We start from the raw sequence: 21,825 nt of genomic DNA on the forward strand, positions 1-21,825 counted from the left end.
ACAGATGACCGAGCACGCACCCGAGACCCCCTCCGAACCGGCCGCTGAGCCGCCCGGTGGGCGCACCAGTCGGCACGGCCCGGCGCCCGATCCCGTACGGGACCCGTGGCTGGACCCGATGGGACTCGCGCTGGAGGAGGCCGTACGTGCCACGGCGGGCGGCGACGTCCCGGTCGGCGCGGTGCTGCTCGGGCCGGACGGCGCGGTGCTCGGGCGGGGCCACAACGAGCGGGAGGCCAACGGCGATCCCACCGCGCACGCCGAGGTGCTGGCCATCCGGGGCGCGGCTCGGGCACTCGGCGGCTGGCGGCTGCACGGTTGCACGCTGCTCGTCACGCTGGAGCCGTGCACGATGTGCGCGGGGGCCGCAGTGCTCGCCCGGCTGCGACGGGTGGTCTACGGCGCCCGCGACGACAAGGCGGGGGCTGCGGGATCGCTGTGGGACGTGGTGCGGGACCGGCGGCTGAACCACCGCCCGGAGGTGATCTGCGGGGTGCGCGAGGAGGAGTGCGGGCGGCTGCTGACGGACTTCTTCCGCGGCGCGGGCGACCGGGACGGCTGAGGCTCCGCCGCCGCTGGGCACCGATTTCGACTCACGGCTTCCCGTGGGATACGCTTCCTCGCGGTAGCGTGTCCGAGCGGCCGAAGGAGCTCGCCTCGAAAGCGAGTGAGGGGCAACCCTCCGTGGGTTCAAATCCCACCGCTACCGCAGGTCAGTGGGGTGGGACTCGTCCGCGAGTCCCACCCCACTGCGCGTGGGTCTCAGTTGGGCCTTCGACCTTGACCAAGGTCCCCGATCCGGGCTGTCTCGGCTGCGAGTCGGGCGGTGTCGGCTAACCGGAACAGCAGGGATCGCCTGCCAGCGCGGGGCTCTCGCCCATCTCCTCGGCGTCGGCCTTCACGACGTAGACCTCCCATGGTTCCCGCCCCGGGCCGTGGACCCACACCTTGTCCTGGAGCGCGTAGCAGCAGGAGGTGTCGTTCTCCTCGAAAGTCGCCAGGCCCGCTTCCTTGAGGCGTTGGGTGGCGGCGGCGACCTGCGGGTCCTCCTCGACCTCGACGCCGAGATGATCCAACCGCGTGTCCTGTTCCGCCTCACCTTCGATCAGGACCAGTTTGAGCGGCGGCTCCGTGATCGCGAAGTTGGCGTATCCGGGACGGCGCTTGGCTGGTTCGACGCCGAAGAGCTTGGAGTAGAAGGTCACTGATCCTTCCAGGTCGGCAACGTTCAGGGCGAGCTGCAAACGTGACATGGCAAGCCTCCCAAACAGGCTGTATTGACATCCTTCAATGTCGAGCTTGCCGCTCTCATCGAAAAACGTCAACATAGAAGCATGTCGAAACAAGAGCTTGAGGTCGTCGGCCCAGATGTCGAGGGATGTTGCCCAGCACTGCTGACCGCACCCCTGGACGAGGAACAGGCTGAGGCGCTGGCGAAGGTGTTCAAGGCCCTGGGGGACCCGATCCGGCTGCGACTGCTGTCGATGATCGCCTCAAGGGCGGGCGGGGAGGTGTGCGTCTGCGATCTGACTCCGCACTTCGACCTGTCCCAGCCGACCGTCTCCCACCACCTCAAGCTGCTGCGGCAGGCAGGCCTGATCGGTTGTGAACGTCGCGGGACGTGGGTGTACTACTGGCTGTTGCCGGAGACGACCGACCAGCTCGCGGGAATTCTGACCCGCCCCGCCGGTCAGCCCCTGCCCGAGCCCGTCGACGTGGCCTCCGGAGCCGCCTCGTGACCGCGGAAACCAGCACGGCGGCAGGACCTGTCGCGGCCCGACTGTCATTTCTGGACCGCTTCCTCGCGGCATGGATTCTGCTGGCAATGGCCAGCGGTCTCGTCCTCGGGCGCCTCGCTCCCGGACTGGGAGACGCGTTGGCGAGGGTGACGGTCACCGGCGTCTCGTTGCCGATCGCGTTCGGTCTGCTGGTGATGATGTACCCGGTCCTGGCCAAGGTCCGCTATGACCGTCTGGACACCGTCACTCGTGATCGCCGCCTGCTGATCCCCTCGTTGGTGATCAACTGGCTCGTCGGCCCGGCCGTCATGTTCGCCCTGGCGTGGCTCTTCCTGCCGGACCTGCCGGAGTATCGGACCGGACTGATCATCGTGGGGCTGGCCCGCTGCATCGCCATGGTCATCATCTGGAACGACCTGGCCTGCGGTGACCGCGAGGCCGCCGCCGTGTTGGTCGCCCTGAACTCCGTCTTCCAGGTGCTGGCGTTCAGCCTGCTGGGCTGGTTCTATCTCTCCGTCCTGCCCGGCTGGCTCGGGCTGGAACAGACCGGGCTGAACGTCTCGGTGTGGGAGATCGCCCGTAGCGTGTTGATCTTCCTCGGCATCCCGCTGGCCGCGGGGTTCCTCACCCGTCGCTTCGGCGAACGGGCCCGGGGCCGCGTCTGGTACGAGACGAAGCTGATACCCCGCGTCGGCCCGTTCGCTCTGTGGGGGCTGCTGTTCACGATCGTCGTGCTGTTCGCCCTGCAGGGCGACGCGATCACCTCGCGTCCCCTGGACGTGGTCCGAATCGCGATCCCACTACTGGTGTACTTCGCCGTGGTGTGGGCTGGCTCCATGGTCGTCGGCCGCCTGGTGGGACTCGACTACCCCCGGGCCACCACACTGGCGTTCACCGCGGCGGGCAACAACTTCGAGCTGGCCATCGCGGTCGCCATAGCCACCTTCGGCGCCACCTCAGGTCAGGCCCTCGCCGGAGTCGTCGGCCCCCTCATCGAGGTTCCCGTCCTGATCGGCCTCGTCTACGTCGCGCTGGCGGCCCGCAGGTACTTCCCCGATCCCCAACCCGTAGAACCGACAGCACCGCCGGGAGAGTCCGCCCGCGTCTGATCCCGAAGCCGGCGGCGCGCTGCCAGGGGTCGCACAGGCGGTCGGTGCCCGAGAGCGAGGGAAGTCCCGCGCCTCGGGCGGAGCGTGCGGCCCCGAACCGAGCAGCGCCCGAGTGCGTTGGGAAGAACGGCGCCGCTCGCATCATCCGTTACACACCCGCGTCTCCCATACCTGACGCCCCGTCAGGGCGCTCCGTCGCCGGAACGAGCGCTGCTGCTGCCGGAAGCGGCGGACCAAGTCAAGGCTTACTTGTCCGCGGTGTTTCCACTACGTTGACCGTCCAACCGCTTTGCCCTTGGGTCTCGTTCACAACGTACGGGGGAGGGCCTGGCAAGCAGTCGATCGACGAGCATCCGGAACAGCTCAGAACCCCTCCCGCGGCGGGTGGGATCAGTCCATCGCGAGATTGTCCGCCAGTTCCGTGAAACACGGGAAGTGCTGCACCAGCAGGCCCTCCGCCCGACGCTGCCGGACGGATCTCACCAAGAGGCGAGCATGGCGTACCCCTCCTTCTGGTGCACGGCGGGCCGGGATACCCGAGCGATGTGCCGTTCGAGGCGTTCGAGCCACTGGCCCGGGAACGCGAGATCATCTGGAACGACCAGCTCGGGGTGGGACGCTCGGACCCGATCGAGGACCCGTCGCTGCTGACGGTGAACCGCTTCCTCGACGAACTCGGCGCCGTGATCGAGGGGCTCGACCTGGAGAGCCCGCACGTCTACGGCCATTCCTGGGGCGCGATGCTCGAAGAGGCGTCGCTCCGCCGTGCCTACGTCGAGATCGTCCAGAGCTACCTGGCACGAATCGAGGCACGCCCTCACCTCACCACCACATCCACCGGCGCGGCGACCCCGGCAGTCAACGACAGCCGCCAGAGTTGACCGAGGCGACCTACCCTCGACGAACGGGCCTCTCGCGCCCGCCCCGGGGGGCGACCCGCGCGACGTATGTAACCGCCGCGTCCCAGTGCCGGACGCGGAGCAACGCGCCCCCACCCGCACCACGTCCTTCCGATCACCACAGCAGCGCTCCACGGGAGAAGCGCGGGACAGGAGGATGACGATGGCGGACGGATGCCGGGACTGCGCTTCGTGTACGAAGTCGTGGCTGGGCCGAGTGGCGCAGAAGCTGGCCACCGGCGTGCTGTACCTCTGCACGATCGGCGTCGCGTTCCTGGTCAAGCGGGGCGTGATGCGGCACTGCCCACAGTGTCACCACCTGCTGTCCAAGCACGCGCGTCGCTCCGACGGCTCGTTCCGCGACTGACCCCGCGGAATCCGGCCGCCCGAGGGTCGTACGCCCCGGCGCCCGCGTCCAGCCCCGCGGGCGCGGGGCATGCGCGCCCGCGGCATGCGGGTGCGGGGTGGTGGAGGCTTCCCACGACGACGTGCTGGCCCCGGAGCACGTGGTGGCCCGGCGGGACCGGGCGGACGGCCGCCCGACCGGGCACAGAGCGGCCCGCGGGCCACACAACCGGGCCTTCCGGCGGCCGAATTGGCGTGCAACTCCCCCTCACCTGGCCGACCTGGCTGGCTAGACTCACGCGGGGACAGGGTTACGCGAGCCGACTGTGGAGGTCAGGTCGAGGTGGACATCAAGAAAGTCGTGCAGTACGTCGTCATCGTCTTCGTGCTCTACACCATCGTGACCTCGCCCGCGCGTGCGGCGGACCTCGTTCAGGTGGGCTTCGAGGGGATATCGGACGCGGCCCAGGGTGTCGGCGACTTCATGACGGAACTCATCACCTGACCCCGGCCGTTCCGCCGTAGGCGCGAGTACGCGTCGGCCGCTCCACGGCCCGCCGCCACCTGTCCCAGGTCGGCCCACCCCGCCGCCCCGAGCACCTTCAGCACCGCTGACCTCCAGCACCGCCGACTTCCCGCGGCAACACGGAATAACCAGGTGCTTGCACCCTGTGCACATGTCTTGTGATGCTATGACCGCTTTTGACGGAAATTTTTCCAAGCGTCGCATCGCGAAGGGGTGGTGGCCGAGTGGAGGAGTCCCAGGTCACCCAGGCTTCCCCGGACGACCCACCACGAAGCCGGAGCGCGGCGGCGCGCGCCCTCACCCAGGTGCTGTTCGAGCAGCTGACCGGTCTGGAGCCGGGTACTTCGGAGCACACCAAGGTACGGGACGCGCTCATCGAGGTGAACCTGCCACTGGTGCGCTACGTCGCCGCGCGGTTCCGCAGCCGCAACGAACCGATGGAGGACGTCGTCCAGGTCGGCACCATCGGTCTGATCAACGCGATCGACCGCTTCGACGCCGAGCGGGGCGTGCAGTTCCCCACCTTCGCGATGCCCACCATCGTCGGGGAGATCCGACGCTACTTCCGGGACAACGTACGCACCGTCCACGTCCCTCGTCGGCTCCACGAGATGTGGGTCCAGGTCAGCGCCGCCACCGAGGACCTGACCGTGCTGCACGGTCGCTCGCCCACCACCGCGGAGATCGCGGAACGGCTGAACGTCTCCGAGGAGGACGTGCTCGCCTGCATCGAGGCCGGCCGCTCCTATCGCGCGACCTCGCTGGAGGCGGCTCAGGAGCGCGAGGACGGCCCGCCCGGGCTGCTCGACCGGCTCGGCTACGAGGACCCGGAGCTGGACGGTGTGGAGCACCGGGACCTCGTACGCCACCTACTGGTGCAGCTACCGGAGCGGGAACAGCGCATCCTGCTGCTGCGCTACTACCGCAACCTCACCCAGTCCCAGATCAGCGTGGAGCTGGGCGTCTCCCAGATGCACGTGTCCCGGCTGCTGTCGCGGAGCTTCGCCAGACTGCGGGCCGCAAATCCGATCGAGGCGTAGGTCGCACGGGGGACGCCGGCGGGCGGGACGCACCCGCGCCGGGGTGAGTTCCGACACAGCGTGGCCCGGTGAGGCCGGCGCCTGTGGGCTGCGTACGACGCGAAGGGGAGCCGAATCGCGGACGCGCGAAAATAATGTCGACTTGGCGCTACGTCGCGTTGCTGACTTGTGACATTCTGCGAGAGCAGCGTTTGCCGTGGCGGCGCTTCCGGTATGGAGGGGGAGGTGCCCCTTCCACCGAAGGCGCCGTTTCGAACCGTCCGCGACCTCCAGGGGGTGGCATGTCCGTAGAACTGGGCAGCTCGAAGGTGCTCGCCGAGAACACGACCGCCGACGAACCGCGCTTCGCAGCCGAGGACGTACCCGTCCCGGAGGCGCCCACCGGCGCCGCAGACTTCGACACCCGCACCCTTTCCCGTTCCCTCTTCCTCCGACTCACCGTGCTGGACCAGGACAGCCCGGAGCGGACGTACGTCCGCGACACCCTGATCGAGCTGAACCTGCCGCTGGTGCGTTACGCGGCGGCGCGGTTCCGCAGCCGCAACGAGCCGATGGAGGACATCGTCCAGGTCGGCACCATCGGCCTGATCAAGGCCATCGACCGCTTCGACTGCGAACGGGGCGTGGAGTTCCCCACCTTCGCCATGCCGACCGTCGTCGGGGAGATCAAGCGGTTCTTCCGGGACACCGCCTGGTCGGTGCGGGTGCCACGCCGGCTCCAGGAGCTGCGACTGGCGCTCACCAAGGCGAGCGACGACCTGTCCCAGACGCTGGACCGCTCCCCGACCGTGCCCGAACTCGCCGCCTGCCTCGGCGTCTCTGAGGAGGACGTGGTGGACGGCCTGGCCGTCGGCAACGCCTACACCGCCTCCTCGCTCAACTCCCCGGCGCTGGAGGAGGACGGCACCGAGGGCTCCCTGGCGGACCGACTGGGCTACGAGGACGGCGCGCTGGAGGGCGTCGAGTATCGCGAGTCGCTGAAGCCGCTGCTGGCCAAACTCCCGCCCCGGGAGCGGCAGATCATCATGCTGCGGTTCTTCTCGAACATGACCCAGTCACAGATCGGCGAGGAGGTCGGCATCTCCCAGATGCACGTCTCGCGGCTGCTCACCCGGACGCTGGCACAACTGCGCGACGGGTTGACCAAGGAGGACTGAGGTGGGGGCGCGCTGGGCCAACGCCGGCGCGCCCCGAGCTGACAGCGCTTCGAGCGGACGGCCCGGCCAGACGCCCCGAGCTGACGTGCAGAAGCGCCCGGGCAGATCAGCCTGGCCCCCGACGAAGCGCGATCAAGCGAACGCGAGCCAGGCCACCCCGGCGAACACCGCGATCACGGCGACCGCACCGATGACCAGCCCGATACGCGCTCCGGAGCCGGCGCCCCGGTCGCTCGACGGGCCCCGTCCGCCTTCCCCCTCGTCTACGAAGGCACGGAACATCTGCGTGCTGCCCGCGGGGTCGCCCTGCGTTCCCTGCGGCTCCTGCGGTACGTGCGGGTTGTGAACCATGAGGCTGGACCCTAGCGAACCCACCGGTGGCGAGACAGCCTTGGCCAGAGCCGGCGGCCTCGGTTTCGCGGCCGAGCACGGCTTGGTCAGGAGTACGCAGACTCTTTAGCCAGACTTTGCCTCGCATGCCCGAATTGAATTTGCGTGCAGCAAGTAACCGTTCGTATGGTTGCCTCAAGCAACGAACAAGTGGGAGGCAGTGGTGTCAGCGGAACGGGCAGAGCACCGGGAGCTCGCCCGGCAGCTCCGCTCGGTCGTAGCGGTCAACCGGGAGCTCGGCCGGCATCTGCCGAACGAGTGCCCGCCCGCCTCGGCCGGAGTGCTCGCACTGCTGCGCAAGTACGGCGAGTTGCGCATGAGCGAGCTGACCGAACTGCTCGGCATCGACATGAGCGTCACCAGTCGCCATGTCGCACACGTCGCCGAACGGGGCTGGATCGAGCGCCACCCGGACCCCCGTGACGGTCGGTCCCGGCTGCTCCGGCTCACCGAGAGCGGCGACCAGCAGCTCGACGAACTGTCCGAGCGGACCGTCGACGTGCTCGAGCATCAACTCGCCGACTGGTCGGAAGCCGATGTTGCTCAACTCAGTTCACTATTGGACCGGTTGCGTGAGAGTTTCTGCCCAACACACATCCCCACACCGCGACACTGAAGCTCAGAGAAGGAAGTAATGGCCACCCCCGCACCCACCACCGGTGTGCCCGAGGACGAGCCTGGGCGCGGCGGCAAGCACGCGGCGTCAGCCCACTCCTCCGCACCGGCGATGACGCGCCGGCAGATCATGGAGGCCCTGTCCGGGCTGCTGCTCGGCATGTTCGTCGCCATCCTGTCCTCGACGATCGTCTCCGCAGCGCTGCCCAAGATCATCAATGATCTGGGCGGCGGCCAGAGCGCGTACACCTGGGTCGTGACGGCCTCGCTGCTGACGATGACCGCTTCCACCCCGCTCTGGGGCAAGCTGGCGGACCTGACCAGCAAGAAGCTGCTCGTACAGCTCTCCCTGGTGATCTTCGTGCTCGCCTCCGCCGGTGCCGGACTGGCGCAGAGCTCGGGCATGCTGATCGGATTCCGCGCGATCCAGGGCCTGGGGATGGGCGGCCTGACAGCCCTCGCCCAGATCATCCTCGCCGCGATGATCGCGCCACGCGAGCGCGGACGCTACAACGGCCTGCTCGGCGCGGTGTTCGCCGTGGCCACCGTGGGCGGCCCGCTGCTCGGCGGAGTGATCACCGACGCCGAGGCGCTCGGTTGGCGCTGGTGCTTCTACGTGGCCGTGCCGTTCGCCGTCGTCGCGCTCATCGTCCTGCAGAAGACGCTGCACCTGCCGGTGGTGAAGCGTGCCGGTGTCAAGATCGACTGGCTGGGCGCCCTCGTCTTCACCGCCTCCGTATCCGTGCTGCTCATATGGGTGTCGCTGGCCGGAAAGAACTACGACTGGTTGTCCGTGCAGACCTACGTCATGGTCCCGGCGGCGCTCGTGCTCGGCCTGCTCTTCGTCCTCGTCGAGAGCAGGGCGAAGGAACCCATCGTCCCGCTGCGGCTGTTCCGCAACCGCACCATCACGCTGGCCTCGCTGGCCTCGCTGTTCGTCGGTGTGGCGATGTTCGGCGCGACCGTCTTCCTGATCCAGTACTTCCAGCTGGCCCGCGGCAAGAGCCCGACCGTCTCCGGGCTGATGACCATCCCGATGATCGGCGGGCTGTTCCTCTCCTCGACCGTCTCCGGCTGGATCATCACCCGAACCGGCCGCTGGAAGTCCTGGCTCAGCGCGGGCGGCGTGCTACTCACCGCCGGTCTCGGGCTGCTGGGCACCATGGCCTACGACACTCCGTACTGGCGGGTCGCGGTCTTCATGGCGCTGCTCGGCCTCGGCATCGGCATGATGATGCAGAACCTCGTACTGTGCACACAGAACCAGGTCGACATGCGGGACCTCGGCACTGCCAGCTCGGTGGTGGCATTCTTCCGCTCGCTGGGCGGCGCGATCGGCGTCTCCGCGCTCGGCGCGATCCTCGCCGAGCGCATCACGCACTACACCCGGGAGGGTTTCGCCGAGCTGGGCAGGCAGCCGCAGCAGGGTTCGGGCGGCACCAGCGGCATCCCGGACCTGAGCAAGCTGCCGGGACCGGTGCGTGGGGTCATCGAGTCGGCGTACGGCGACGGCATCGCCGACATCTACCTCTACGCCACCCCGCTGGCGCTGGTCGGGCTGCTCCTGGTGCTGTTCATCAAGGAGGTCCCGCTGAAGACCAGGTCCGCGATGGAGGACGATCCGACGAAGCCGAGCATGGTCGAGGCGGAGTACGGCTCTCCGGGAGGGTGGCCGGACGCATCCGCCGGTCCAGCGGAACAGCCGAACCGGGAGACGTCGCGGCTGGACGTGGGGCAGGCCACGGAAGCGCCCGCCGACGCCACCAGTCAGCTGGCCACCGTGGGCGCCGCGCCGAACGGCGCCGGCCCGAACGGCGCCACGCCGCGGGAAGCCCCCAGCTGGGCCCCCCTGCCGGACGCCGCCGGCGCGCCCGCGGCCCAGAAGGCACAGACCGCGCGGGCCGAGCAGAGCCCGGCGGCCACCGCGGTCAGCGCCGCCGCGGCCTCCATAGACCCCTCCGCGGGCACCGGTCTGCACGGCACCGTACGGGACCCGGGTGGCGCGGCCCTCGACCACGCCACCGTCACCCTGATCTCCCTGGACGGCCGGCAGCTGGGCCGGTGCCTGGCGCACGCCGACGGCAGTTACGTCCTGGACGCCCCCGGCCCCGGCTCGTACGTGCTGATCGCCGCCGCGGACGGACACCAGCCGCAAGCCTCGACCGCCGCCGTAGGGGATGGTTACGTGCACCACGACATACTCCTCACGGGCAGCAGCGGGATCGTCGGCACGGTGCTCGGCGCGGTGGACGCCAAGCCGGTGGCGGAAGCCATGGTCGTCGTGACGGACATCCGGGGCGAGGTTCTGGCCACCAAGAAGACCGGTGAGGACGGCGAGTTCGGGTTCAGCGACCTGGTCGCCGGCACCTACACCTTCGCGGTGAACGCGCCCGGCTACCGCCCGCACGCCCGACCCATCGAGATCGGCGAGCACGGCACCACCCAGCTCGAGGTGGCGCTGCAGCCCGGCGCGCGGGTCAGTGGCACCATCCGCGGCGGAGCCGACCAACACCCGCTGCCCGACGCCCGGGTGACCCTGATCGACGCCGCGGGGAACGTCACCGCGACCGCCACCACCGACGAGGACGGCTGCTACGCGTTCACCGACCTGGCGGCCGGCCAGTACAGCGTGATCGCCAGCGGCTACCCGCCGGTGGCGAGCGCGTTGACCGTGCAGGGTCACGGGGTCGACGGTTACGACGTCGAGCTGAGCCATCCGGAGGAGTGACCGGTCGGAGACCGGGCAGGGGTCGGTGCGCACCCGAGCATGGCGACCCCTGCCCGCCCGGCGGCCATCCGGCTCTACGGGCATCGGGACCTGACTCGGGCCCGGGAACGCCCGACATGGCCTCTTGGACACTCGGCAACACCGGAGAACACCCGGCAGATCCAGCACCACGGACGACTGAAAAGCTTGACGCGTCGGCACCAGACAGACGAAGGAGACTCGATGGCAGGCGTACGTGCGCACATCCGGACGCGGGACGGATGGCCACTGCAACACGCGGTGCTGACCGTAACCGACATGACGGGCCTGCAAGTACTGCGCGCACAGGCGGACGAGAACGGCGTCGTACGGACCAAGGACCGGCTGCCGCAGGGCGCGTGCACGGTCATCGTCACGGCCGTGGGTTACGAACCGTCCGCCTCCACCGCGCTGGTCACCGCTTCCGGGCGGGCGGACCTCGGCACCCTGACGTTGAACCAGCAGGGCGGCAGCGAACTGCCCGAGCCCGGTCCGTGGACCATCGACCCCGCCCATTCCCGGGTGGCGGCGACGGCACAGCACCTGGGCATCTCCAGTGTGCACGGCCGCTTCACGGACCTCAGTGGCCGGATCGAGGTCGGTCAACGGCCCGAGAAGTCCAGCGTGGAGGCGGTGATCATCGCGTCCAGCATCGACACCGGGAACTCCATGCGGGACGATCACATCCGGTCGCCGGACTTCCTGAACGTCGAGAAGTACCCGGAGATCACCTACCACGCCACCCAGGTCTCCCCCGCCGGACCGGACCGCTGGACCGTACACGGACAGTTGTCGATGCACGGGGTGGTGCGGGACATCGACCTCGACCTGTCCTGCCTGGGCACCGGCCCCGACCCGTGGGGCGGGATACGCACGGCCTTCCGCGCGACCACCGAACTGCGGCGGCATGACTTCTCGATGAACTACAACCAGGTGGTCGCCGCCGGGATCGCGGCGATCGGCACCACCCTCAAGGTGGAGCTGGACATCCAGGCGGTACAGGGCGAGTCGCTGCCCAGCGTATGACCCGCGCCCGCGACGTACGGAGGGCTCCGGCCGACCTCAGGCGGTCGGCCCGTCCGTGGTCGACGGGAGCAACGCGCACTGCGCCTCGATCCCGGCCAGGATGCAGTCGAGAGCGACGGCGAAGTCCCAATCCCGTGCCTCAGCCACGCTTCCGGACTCACCAGCCTCCGCACGCAGATCCAGCGAGCCCTCGAACTCCGGTCGATCCGCCAACCGGGAGCGTACGATCGCGTAGTACTCGTCCGTGGTGAGCCCGGCCTCCCTGCAACGGGCGTCCCAGTTGCTCTCCACGGTGGCGAAGCCGAACACGAAGTAGAACAGCCCGTACAGCGCGCCGCTCAGCAACCGCGCCGGCAGCCCCGTACGCCGCATCACGGATGTGCTGGCCTCGGCGAAGGCCGTCGCCTGCGGGCCGACGTTCAGATGATTTCCGAACATCTGGCACAGCCAGGGGTGCTCGACGAAAAGTGCCCGATAGCCGTACGCGAGCTGCCGGAGCTGGTCCCGCCAGTTCGCCGACTCGTCCGCCGGGTCCGGCAGCGGGACCTCGCCCTGCACGGCGTCCAGGGCGAGCTCCAGCAGCGCGTCCTTGCTGTCCACGTACCAGTACACCGACATCGCCGTGACGCCCAGCTCGCTGGCGAGCCGCCGCATCGAGAACTTCGCCAGGCCCTCCGCGTCCAGCAAGCGTACGGCGGCCGCGGTGATACTCCCCAGGTCCAGGGCGGGCTGCTGACCCTGCTTCGCGGACCCGCCCTGCCGTCGCGCCGCCGCGCGCCGCTCTCCCGAGCGGCGCTTCGCGCCCGTCGTCCCGTCCTCCAGCCAGACGCTGGTCCGGGGCGTACGACTGGGGCGGCTGTCGGCAGCCATGGAACTCCTCCTCGGCGGTACGGTCCCGGCCCGGCCTTGCGGCGGCGGTCACGGGCAGCAGCGGCCGACGGGCCGGCCGCGCTGCCGATGCTATGCGGACCGGATCACCGCGTCCTCCCGAGCCGTTTCACGGCGGAGTCGGCTTCCGGATCGACTGCCTCCGCCCCTGCGCTCGCCGCTCCGACTGCCCGGCGCAGCAGCGCGAAAGCCAACAGCCCGCCCAGCAACACGGCCAGCGCACCGACGAGTTGGGCGCTCAGCACGCCCTCCGCGAAGGCATCCCTCGCCGCGCCACGCTCCTCGTCCGTACGGGCCCCCGCGAGGGCCTCGGGCAGCGAGGTCGCCCCGGCCATCGCGTCCGGCAGCAGCGCGCCGAACCGGGCGCCGAGCACCGCTCCGAGGATGGCGACGCCCAGGCCGTTGCCGAACTCGGTGAGGGTGCCGTTCACGCCCGCTCCCACCCCCGCCTCCTCCGCCGGGATCGCGGACATGATCGCGTGCGCCATCGCGGGCATCGCCAGCGCGATACCCGCACCCATCACGAACAGTCCGAACAGCATGCCGCCGTAGGACTCCGCGCCGAGCACGGCGATCGAGCCGAGCCCGGCGGACATCAGAGCCATGCCGGCGACCAGGGAGAACGGCGTACCCCGGCTGGCCATCAGCCGCGCCCCCACGCCGGAGAAGTTGAGCGCGACGACGGTCAGCGCCAGTGGCGCCATCCGCGTACCGGCCTCCAACGGGCCGTAACCCAGCACGATCTGGAGGTGCTGGGTGAGCAGGTAGAGCGAGCCACCCATCCCGAAGGCGACCAGGACACCGCCCGCGACGGCGCCCACGAACCGGCGGTCCCGGAAGAACCGCATGTTCAGCATCGGGTGCGGCGTCCGGGACTCCCAGAGCACGAAGGCCGCCAGTACTCCCGCGCCCGTAAGCCCCGGCAGCAGGACACCCGGCGAGAGCCAGCCGCCCTCGGCCTCCGGGCCCTCCGTGATGGCGTAGACGACGCCGACCATGCCCACGACGGAGAGGAGTACGCCCAGCAGGTCGGGGCGGTCGGAGCGCGGGCCCCGGGACTCCGGGACCCAGGCGGTGACCGCCAGCAGCCCGAGCAACGCCACCGGGATGTTGATCAGGAACAGGGCGCCCCACCAGAAGTGGTCCAGCAGGACGCCGCCGATCAGCGGTCCGCCCGCGAACCCGAGCGAGCTGACACCACCCCAGATGCCGATGGCCTTGGGGCGTTCCGCGTCGTCGAAGATCTGCACCACGATCGCGAGCGTGGTGGTCATCAGCAGCGCGCCGCCGACGCCCATCCCGGCGCGTGCGGCGATCAGTTGGTCGGCGCTCCCGGACAGTCCGGCGCAGAGCGAGCCGATGCCGAACAGCACCAAGCCTAGGAGGAGCATCCGCTTCCGTCCGTACCGGTCTGCGGCGTTGCCCGCGGTGAGGAGCAGGCCGGCCTGCACCAGGGCGTAGGAGTTGATCATCCACTGGGTGTCCGCCGTGGAGGCCGTCAACTCCCGGGTGAGTGAGGGGATGGCGACGTTGAGGATGGTGTTGTCCAACAGCACGGTGAGCTGCGCGAGACAGATCACCGCGAGGATCGGCCAGCGCCTGGGGTGGCCGGCGTGCGGGTCGGGGGCGGCCATGCGGCTCCTTATACAGCGTAAGTCGGTAGTTCCTCTACAACGTAGAAGGAGCAGGCTCGGCCAAGCATCCGCTTTTCCCACGGCTCGCGCCCCCGCCCCGTGCCGGCGCCCGTACGGCCGACATCCACCCGCTCGTACGGTCCCCACGCGCCCCCGAAACCGCGCGCGACCCATTGACATCCCCGCCACCCTGTCGTGTCATCTTCTGTGTGAACCAGGTTGTAAATGTTGGTTCTTGATTATTTTTCAGGGCGGCCGCTCGATGACCTCCCAGCCCGGCACGCCGCCGTCCCACCCGACAGGCACCCCGCACCGACCGCACCCGAGAGACCTCACCCGAGAGGAGACGGCATGCGCACACGCCACAGCCGACGAAGCTTCCTCACCACCACCGGCATGGCCGCCGGCAGCCTCGCCGTACTGTCCGCACAGCGCACCGCCTTCGCGGCGGAGGCCCCGACGGGCAAGGCCGGCAAGGGCTCGGAGTGGAACGCCGACCCCACCCACTTCCAGGTCAACCGCGAGCCACACCGCGCCCGCCTGATCCCGCTCGCCGACACGGACGCGGCACGTGCTCGAACGGCCGCCACCGACTCGCCGTACTACCGGTCGCTGAACGGCGACTGGCGCTTCCACTGGACGCCGAACCCGGAAGGCCGCCCACAGGACTTCTGGCGCCCCGACTTCGACGACAGCGGCTGGGACACCCTCGCCGTCCCCGCCAACTGGGAGGTCAACGGCTACGGCAAGCCGATCTACCTGAACGTCGACTATCCGTGGAAGGGCCACGAGCAGCCCACCTACCCGGACGTCCCCACCAGCCACAACCCGGTGGGCTCCTACCGCCGCACGTTCACCGTGCCCGGTGACTGGTCCGGCCGCCGCACCCTGATCTCCTTCCAGGGCGTGAAGTCCGCCTTCTTCGTCTGGCTGAACGGCGAGAGCGTCGGCTACAGCGAGGACAGCTTCGCCCCAGCCGAGTTCGACCTCACCCCCTGGCTGCGCGAGGGCCGGAACACCCTCGCCGTGCAGGTCTACCGCTGGAGCGACGGGTCCTGGCTGGAGGACCAGGACATGATCGACCTCAGCGGCATCTTCCGGGACGTCTACCTCTACTCCGTGCCCCAGATCGGCGTGCACGACCTGACCGTACGCACCGAACTGGCCGATGACCTCGGCAGCGCCGAGCTGCGCGCCCGGGTCACGCTACGGGATCGCGGCGGCTCCGGGGCGAGCGAGCAGCTCGTACGGGCCACGCTCCACGACAGCGAGGGGAAGCCGGTCCTCGACGAAGCTCTCAGCGGTACGGCCGAGTTCGCCGACGGCCGGGCCGAGCTCGAACTGTCCGGCACGGTCGACCAGCCGAGACCGTGGTCCGCCGAGGACCCGGCGCTGTACACCCTGGTCGTCACCCTCCCCGAGAAGGCAGGCGACGACGCGCCCGTACGGGAGGTCCAGCGCGTCCGGATCGGCTTCCGCTCGGTCGGCTGGGGCGACAGGTCCTTCACGGTGAACGGCAAGCCGCTGCTGCTGCGCGGCGCCAACCGGCACGAGATGCACCCGGACACCGGGCAGGTGGTCTCCGAGGAGTCGATGCTCGAGGAGATCAAGCTGATGAAGCGGCACAACATCAACGCCGTACGCACCTCGCACTATCCCGACGACCCGCGCTGGCTGGAACTCTGCGACGAGTACGGCCTCTACGTCTGTGACGAGGCCAACCTGGAGACCCACGGGGTGCGGGACACGCTGCCCGGCGGCCTGCCGGAGTGGGCCGACGCGTGCCTGGACCGGATGCGGTCCATGGTGGAGCGGGACAAGAACCACCCCAGCGTGATCATCTGGTCGCTCGGCAACGAGGCGGGCCAGGGCGGCACCTTCCGCCAGATGGCCGACTGGGCCCGACAGCGCGACCCCTCGCGGCCGGTGCACTACGAGCAGATGAACGAGGTCACCGACCTGCACAGCAGGATGTACTCCCCGCCCCAGGACGTGGAGAACTACGCGAAGTCCGGCGACCCGAAACCGTACCTGCTGTGCGAGTACGCGCACTCGATGGGCAACAGCCTCGGCAACTTCCAGGAGTACTGGGACCTCTTCGAGAAGTACGACGTCCTGATCGGCGGCTTCATCTGGGACTGGTGCGACCAGAACCTCCGGCGCCCCATCCCGGACGCCCCGGGCCGCAGCTACCTCTCCTACGGCAAGGACTGGGACCCGAACTACCCCACCGACGACGACTTCTGCGCCAACGGCGTCGTGACCGGGGACCGCGAGGTCAAGCCCGCCCTGCTGGAGGCCAAGAAGGTCCACCAGACCATCCGCTGCGCCCTGAGCGACCTGGGACAGGGGACGGTCCGGGTGGACAACCTGAACCTCTTCACCGGGTTGGACGGCTACGAGCTGCGCTGGGAGGTCCTGCGGGACGGCGAGTCCGTCCAGGACGGCACCCTGGACGCGCCGAAGGTGGCACCGGGCGAGCACGGCAGCGTACGGGTGCCGTACCGCAAGCCCCGGGACATCCCGGCCGGAGCCGAACACTGGCTGAACCTCAGCTTCACCCTGCGCGAGCCGACCAGCTGGGCCGACGCCGGCCACGTCGTCGCCCACGACCAGCTGCCCCTGGACTGGCCCGCCCCGCGGCCGGAGCAGCCGGACCCGGGCGGGCTGCCGGCCCTGGAGGTGGACGAGGGGGACAACCGGATCACGGTCACCGGCCGGGACTTCGACCTCCTGCTGGACCGCGCCACCGGCGGCCTCACCCGCTACCGGCACCAGGGACGTACGCTGCTCACCGAAGGGCCGGTGGCCAACTACTGGCGCGCGCCCATCGACAACGACATCGGCCGAGGCGCCGACAAGAAGCTCCGCACCTGGCGGGAGGCCGGCCCGAAAGCCCAGGTGGGCGAGGTGCGGGTGGAGCAACCCGGGGACGGCCGGGCGCTGCTCACCGTGACCGCCACGCTGCCCACCAGCCCGGCCCCGTCCAAGCTGACCACGCTCTACGACATCCGGGGCGACGGCGAGGTGCGGATCACCCACACCCTCGCGCCCGGCGCCGGGCTGCCGGACATCCCGCTGGTGGGCGCGCTGTTCACGGTGCCGGCGGAGTTCGGGACGCTCAGCTGGTACGGCCGCGGGCCGCACGAGAACCACTGGGACCGGTTCCGCAGCGCGCACTTCGGCCGGTACTCCGAGCCGGTGGACAAGCGGGTGCACGCCTCCGGCTACATGCGACCGCAGGAGGCCGGCAACCTCACCGACGTCCGGTGGGCGCGGCTCACCAACCAGGACGGCGCCGGCCTGGAGGTGCGGGGCACCCCGACAGCGGCGGACGGCACGTGGAAGTCGGGCGCGCTGGAGGTCAACGCGCTGCACCAGCACCCGTACGACCTGGAGGACGTCCGACACCCGTACGAGGTGAAGCGGCGGAAGGAGGTCATGCTGAGCGTCAACCACCGGCAGACGGGGGTCGGCGGCAACAACAGCTGGGGCGAGCCGCCACTGGAGAAGTACCTGCTGCACGCGGACCGGACGTACGAGTACGCCTACCGACTGCTGCCGGTGACGCCTGGCTGACGGGCGGTGGCGGGCTGACCGAGGCTGGTCCCGGCCGCCGCCCGTGCCGGGGACCGTCCGGACGGCAGCCGACCGTGTCTCGTTCCGACGGTCGTGCCCCTCTCGTCCAGCCCGCCCGGCACCCTCGGCACATGGAAAACCGCTGGCCGTCCACCGGACCCCGGACGAGAATGCCCGCATGCGAGTGGGAGTGGTCGGGCTCAGGATGGGGCTGTTCCTCGCGGTTCGGTGCCGGGGCCTGGGCATGGACGTGGTGGCCGCGTGCGACCACGATGCCGAGCGCCGGTCCGCGGCGGCGCACGAACTACCGGACGCGGAGCTGACCGCCCGCTGGCAGGACCTGCTCGAGCAGCGCCTGGACGGCGTGATCCTCGCCAACGACTTCGACGCGCACGCCCCGTTGGCCCTCGCCTTCCTCGAGCGCGGCGTGCACGTCCTCTCCGAGAGCGCGGCCTGCGTCAGCGAAGCGGAAGGCCGTCGGCTGATCACGGCGGCGGAGAGCTCCACCGCCAGCTACTCCTTCGCCGAGAACTACGTCCTCCACCCGCACGTGCGGACCATCCGCGCGGCGATCGAGGCCGGGGAGCTGGGCCGGGTCAGCCTGATCGAGGCGGACTACCTGCACGGCATGTCGCCGGCAGCGCTGACCCGGCTGGCCGGCGACCCCGCGCACTGGCGCGGCCGGATCGCCTCCACCGCGTACTGCACGCACACGCTCTCGCCGGTGCTGGCGCTCACCGACAGCTGGCCGGTGGAGGTCACCGCGTTCCCGGTGGACGAGGCCGATCCGAGGTCCGCCGTCGTGCTGGCCGTACGCCTGTCCAGCGGCGCACTCGCCCTCACCCGGCACGGCTTCCTGCAGGGGGAGCCGGACAGCCACTGGAGCTGGGTGTCGGTACGGGGAAACCGGGCCCTGGCGGAGTCCGTACGCGCGAGGGGCGAGCGGGCGTGGTCCGTCCGGCTCCGGGCGGAGGGCTGGACCAGGCCGGACGATCAGGCGTACGAGGAGGAACGCACCCCCGAGCCGCTCGTCCTCGGCGAACAGACCGTGGCCCGCGAGGCGGAGGGGACCATGCTGCTCCTCCGGGGTTTCCGGGGCACCGTGGAGCGTGCCGAGCCGCCGCTGGTCCCGGTGCGGCCGGCCGTCGCCGCCTCACTGGTCGGCGTGTTCGGCGCGGAGTCCCTGGCGAACGGCTCCTGTCCGGTTCGTCTTCCGGACGTCTCCGGCGGTACGCGGGCTGCCTCCGCCGCTGGCGGCCCGTAGTGCCCGCGCCCCGGTCCGCCGGTCCGCCATGCGGCGCCCTCAGTCCCGGTCGTCCGGGTCGTCTCCGGTCCGCTCGCCCGTCTCCAGACGGGCGAGCGCGGCCATCTCGGTGTCCGCCAGCTCGAAGTCGAGAATCCGCGCGTTCTCCACGAGGCGTTCCGGGTTGACCGTCTTCGGGATCACCACCACACCGCGCTGTAGGTGCCATCGCAACACCACCTGCGCCGGGGTCCGACCCAGGGAACGGGCGAGCTCCCCGAGCGACTCGTCCTGGAGCAGGCGCCCGCGTGCGAGAGGAGCCCAGGCCTCCGTACGGATGCCGTGCTCGTCGTGAAAGCGGATCAGGTCCCGCTGGGGCAGCCGCGGATGGCACTCGACCTGATTGACGACCGGCATGCGTTCGGAGGACTTCCGAAGCTCCGCCAGGTGGTGGGCGTGGAAGTTGCTCACCCCGATCGAGCGGACCAGTCCGTCGTCCCGAAGCTTCTCCAGGGCCCGCCAGGTCTCCCGGTAGCGGCCTCGCCCGGGGGCCGGCCAGTGGATGAGATACAGGTCGACGTACTCGGTCCGCAGCCGCTCAAGGCTGCGTGCGCAGGCCGCGAGGGTCTCCTCGTAGCCGTGGTCGGTGTTCCACACCTTCGTGGTGACGAACAGTTCCTCCCGGGGCAGGCCACAGGTCCGCAGGCCCTCCCCGAGACCGGCCTCGTTCTCGTACATCGACGCGGTGTCGAAGTGTCGGTAGCCGATCTCGACGGCCCGCCGGGCCAGCGCTGGTACCGCTTCCTCGGGCGTCTTGTAGATGCCGAGTCCCAGCTGGGGGATCGTCCGGCCGTCGCTCAGCGGGAGGCTCGGAAAGGGGCTCCCGGGTGTTTCGGATGCTTCGGGGCGCGGTGGCACGTGGTTCGGCTCCTTCCAGGGTCTTCGTACGGACACGTCAGTGCCCGCACCCACAGCCGTCGCCCGCCCGCGCCTCCCCGACCCCGAGTCGCAGCGACTCGAACCAGTTCAGCGCGTCGGCGGGCAGCTCGGGCTCGCCCTCGTCGTTCCACATCTCGACCGAGATGGGCGCCGTGTATCCGACGTCGCCCGGAAACCCGAGAACCTCGCGAAAGGGTACTGTGCCCTCCCCGAACTCCGTCCGCGGGTGCGGCCGCCGTACGGCCTGGCCCCGGAGGGCCGCTCGGGGTGCCGCCGGGAACGCGCCGCGGCAGCCGCTGACCGCCGTCCCGCGCGTGGGCGGGCCGCGCCTCAGGCACGTACGGTCTCACGCGTCCCGTCCACCCGGCGCGGCAGACCCAGCGGGTTGTCGTCCGCGAGCGCGGGCGGCAGCAGGTCCGCGGGCATCGACTGGTAGCAGACGGGGCGCAGGAAGCGCTCGATCGCCAGGGTGCCGACCGATGTCGTACGTCCGTCGGAGGTGGCCGGGTACGGACCTCCGTGGACCATCGCGTGGCCGACCTCCACCCCGGTGGGCCACCCGTTGAACAACAGCCGACCGGCCCTGGTCTCCAGCACGGGAAGCAGCGCCGCGGCGGTGTCCCGGTCGCCTGAGCCGTGCTGGACGGTGACGGTGAGCTGCCCGTCGAGGGCACCGGCCACCCTCGCCAGCTGCTCGGCGTCCTCGCAGACCACGACCGTCGCGGCGGCGCCGAAGGCCTCCTCCTGGAGTTCCGGACGCCGCAGGAAGACCTCCGCGTCGACGGTGAACAGCCGCGCCACGCCCGCGTTACCGTCCTCCCCGGGACTACCGGAAGCGACCTCCCGTACGCCCTCCACGCTCGCGATCTCCGCGACCGAGCGCTCGTACGCCGCGTGGATGCCCCTGGTCAGCATGGTCTGCCCGGCCGCCTCCGCCAGACGCGCCGCCGCGACGTCCAGGAACTCGGTGAGCGCCGGCCCCCGGACGGCGGCCAGCAACCCCGGGTTCGTGCAGAACTGTCCGGCTCCCAGGGTCAGCGACCCGACGAACCCCTCCGCGATCTCGGTGGCACGGTCCCGCAACGCCCCGGGCAGCAGGAACACCGGGTTGACGCTGCTCATCTCCGCGTGGACCGGGATCGGCCGGGGTCGGGCGGCGGCCGTGCGCATCAGCGCCGTACCGCCGGCCCGTGATCCGGTGAAGCCCACGGCCTGGATCCGCGGGTCCGCCACGAGGGCCTGGCCGACCTCCGGTCCGGAACCGTACAGCAGCGAGAACGTGCCCTCGGGCATCCCGCATTCGCGCACGGCGGCGGCCACGGCCGAGCCGACCAGCTCGCAGGTTCCGAGATGGGCCTCGTGCCCCTTCACGACGACCGGGCATCCGGCGGCGAGGGCAGCCGCGGTGTCTCCCCCGGCGACGGAGAAGGCGAGCGGGAAGTTGCTCGCCCCGAACACCGCGACCGGCCCCACGGCGAGCTGCCGCTGCCGCAGGTCAGGGCGTGGTTGCGGGGAACGGTCCGGCAGCGCGGGGTCGATGCGTACGCCGGCCCAGCCGCCGTCTCGTATCTCCGCGGCGAACAGCCGCAGCTGTCCGGTCGTACGCCCGACCTCGCCACTGATCCGCCCCTCCGGGAGGCCCGACTCGGCCACGGCCCGCTCGACGAGCTCGCCGCCGAGTTGCTCGACGCGCTCGGCGACGCGCTCCAGGAAGGCGGCACGCCGCTCGGGCGGAGTCGCCCGGAGTTCGGGCGCCGCCAGATCGGCCAGTTGGCAGGCGTCCTCGACGTCCGTGGCCGAGCCGGAGCCGTAGCCGGGGTGGAGGGAGGCGCCCGTGCGGGGGTCGACGGGTTCGAGCACCGGTCCCTGGCCGATGCGCCGTTCCGAGCCGATGAACATCGCTCCTGTCAGAGGCATGGTGCGTTTCCTTCGGGTGAGAGGTGGTGCGGA

Annotated in this window: 19 protein-coding genes and 1 tRNA gene; 14 read left to right on the top strand and 6 right to left on the bottom strand. The window is 70.4% G+C overall.

Features of this window, described 5'->3' with window-relative positions; translation table 11 throughout:
• The first annotated feature begins 4 nt into the window (after positions 1 to 4).
• Together tadA and AN216_RS22870 are read left to right on the top strand one after the other, a co-directional pair.
• Positions 5 to 562, top strand: a complete 558-nt coding sequence (tadA, locus tag AN216_RS22865; protein WP_079166878.1) for a tRNA adenosine(34) deaminase TadA — start codon at positions 5 to 7, stop codon at positions 560 to 562.
• Positions 563 to 624: 62 nt separating this feature from the next.
• Positions 625 to 709 (top strand) — tRNA-Ser (locus AN216_RS22870).
• A 124-nt stretch (positions 710 to 833) separates the two neighbouring features.
• Here the strand turns inward: AN216_RS22870 and AN216_RS22875 are convergent.
• Positions 834 to 1,253 (bottom strand): ArsI/CadI family heavy metal resistance metalloenzyme, encoded by a 420-nt coding sequence (locus tag AN216_RS22875; protein ID WP_070198597.1) that lies wholly within the window; start codon positions 1,251 to 1,253, stop codon positions 834 to 836.
• 81 nt (positions 1,254 to 1,334) lie between these two features.
• On the opposite strand from AN216_RS22875, the gene AN216_RS22880 reads away from it, so the two are divergent.
• From AN216_RS22880 to AN216_RS22905, 7 genes are all read left to right on the top strand, one after another.
• Entirely contained in the window at positions 1,335 to 1,739 is a 405-nt protein-coding gene (locus AN216_RS22880) for an ArsR/SmtB family transcription factor (protein WP_070198598.1), read from the top strand.
• A complete protein-coding gene (gene arsB / locus AN216_RS22885) occupies positions 1,736 to 2,848 on the top strand; it encodes an ACR3 family arsenite efflux transporter (protein ID WP_070198599.1) in 1,113 nt (370 codons plus the stop codon). The genes AN216_RS22880 and arsB overlap by 4 nt, the downstream gene beginning before the upstream one ends.
• Positions 2,849 to 3,363: 515 nt before the next feature.
• Positions 3,364 to 3,729 carry an alpha/beta fold hydrolase gene (locus AN216_RS22890; protein ID WP_170843200.1) on the top strand — a complete coding sequence of 122 codons (366 nt, stop codon included), beginning with the start codon at positions 3,364 to 3,366 and terminating at the stop codon, positions 3,727 to 3,729.
• Between the two features lie 235 nt (positions 3,730 to 3,964).
• Positions 3,965 to 4,114, top strand: coding sequence for a hypothetical protein (locus AN216_RS22895; RefSeq protein WP_244502605.1), 150 nt, complete (start codon positions 3,965 to 3,967; stop codon positions 4,112 to 4,114).
• Between the two features lie 321 nt (positions 4,115 to 4,435).
• Entirely contained in the window at positions 4,436 to 4,597 is a 162-nt protein-coding gene (locus tag AN216_RS29435) for a hypothetical protein (protein WP_170843201.1), read from the top strand.
• 245 nt (positions 4,598 to 4,842) lie between these two features.
• On the top strand, positions 4,843 to 5,658 hold the full coding sequence (locus AN216_RS22900; RefSeq protein ID WP_070198602.1) for an RNA polymerase sigma factor SigF: 816 nt from the start codon (positions 4,843 to 4,845) through the stop codon (positions 5,656 to 5,658).
• Between the two features lie 281 nt (positions 5,659 to 5,939).
• On the top strand, positions 5,940 to 6,815 hold the full coding sequence (locus AN216_RS22905; RefSeq protein ID WP_070198603.1) for an RNA polymerase sigma factor SigF: 876 nt from the start codon (positions 5,940 to 5,942) through the stop codon (positions 6,813 to 6,815).
• 132 nt (positions 6,816 to 6,947) lie between these two features.
• On the opposite strand, the gene AN216_RS22910 is transcribed toward AN216_RS22905, so the two are convergent.
• Entirely contained in the window at positions 6,948 to 7,166 is a 219-nt protein-coding gene (locus AN216_RS22910; protein ID WP_070198604.1) for a hypothetical protein, read from the bottom strand.
• A 202-nt stretch (positions 7,167 to 7,368) separates the two neighbouring features.
• Between AN216_RS22910 and AN216_RS22915 the strand changes: the two genes are divergently transcribed.
• The 3 genes from AN216_RS22915 (at position 7,369) to AN216_RS22925 (ending at position 11,592) form a co-directional block, all read left to right on the top strand.
• Complete coding sequence (locus AN216_RS22915; protein ID WP_070198630.1) at positions 7,369 to 7,821, top strand: MarR family winged helix-turn-helix transcriptional regulator; 453 nt, start codon at positions 7,369 to 7,371, stop codon at positions 7,819 to 7,821.
• 111 nt (positions 7,822 to 7,932) lie between these two features.
• Positions 7,933 to 10,548: an MFS transporter gene (locus AN216_RS22920; protein ID WP_107402077.1), complete on the top strand. Its 2,616-nt coding sequence runs from the start codon at positions 7,933 to 7,935 to the stop codon at positions 10,546 to 10,548.
• A 222-nt stretch (positions 10,549 to 10,770) separates the two neighbouring features.
• Complete coding sequence (locus tag AN216_RS22925; protein WP_070198606.1) at positions 10,771 to 11,592, top strand: YceI family protein; 822 nt, start codon at positions 10,771 to 10,773, stop codon at positions 11,590 to 11,592.
• A 36-nt stretch (positions 11,593 to 11,628) separates the two neighbouring features.
• Here the strand turns inward: AN216_RS22925 and AN216_RS22930 are convergent, their stop codons facing one another.
• Together AN216_RS22930 and AN216_RS22935 are read right to left on the bottom strand one after the other, a co-directional pair.
• Entirely contained in the window at positions 11,629 to 12,462 is an 834-nt protein-coding gene (locus AN216_RS22930; RefSeq protein WP_070198607.1) for a TetR/AcrR family transcriptional regulator, read from the bottom strand.
• Positions 12,463 to 12,566: 104 nt separating this feature from the next.
• Positions 12,567 to 14,114: an MFS transporter gene (locus tag AN216_RS22935; protein WP_070198608.1), complete on the bottom strand. Its 1,548-nt coding sequence runs from the start codon at positions 14,112 to 14,114 to the stop codon at positions 12,567 to 12,569.
• Positions 14,115 to 14,465: 351 nt separating this feature from the next.
• On the opposite strand from AN216_RS22935, the gene lacZ reads away from it, so the two are divergent.
• Together lacZ and AN216_RS22945 are read left to right on the top strand one after the other, a co-directional pair.
• A complete protein-coding gene (gene lacZ, locus AN216_RS22940) occupies positions 14,466 to 17,693 on the top strand; it encodes a beta-galactosidase, LacZ type (protein ID WP_070198609.1) in 3,228 nt (1,075 codons plus the stop codon).
• Positions 17,694 to 17,871: 178 nt separating this feature from the next.
• Complete coding sequence (locus tag AN216_RS22945; protein WP_079166880.1) at positions 17,872 to 18,957, top strand: Gfo/Idh/MocA family protein; 1,086 nt, start codon at positions 17,872 to 17,874, stop codon at positions 18,955 to 18,957.
• A gap of 39 nt (positions 18,958 to 18,996) precedes the next feature.
• Here AN216_RS22945 and AN216_RS22950 read toward each other — a convergent pair whose 3' ends face one another.
• Positions 18,997 to 19,854: an aldo/keto reductase gene (locus AN216_RS22950; protein WP_070198610.1), complete on the bottom strand. Its 858-nt coding sequence runs from the start codon at positions 19,852 to 19,854 to the stop codon at positions 18,997 to 18,999.
• Positions 19,855 to 20,205: 351 nt separating this feature from the next.
• Positions 20,206 to 21,792 (bottom strand): aldehyde dehydrogenase (NADP(+)), encoded by a 1,587-nt coding sequence (locus AN216_RS22955; protein ID WP_070198611.1) that lies wholly within the window; start codon positions 21,790 to 21,792, stop codon positions 20,206 to 20,208.
• Positions 21,793 to 21,825 lie beyond the last annotated feature (33 nt).

Origin of the sequence: Streptomyces oceani, from assembly GCF_001751245.1 — a bacterium.
GTDB classification, from domain to species: domain Bacteria; phylum Actinomycetota; class Actinomycetes; order Streptomycetales; family Streptomycetaceae; genus Streptomyces; species Streptomyces oceani.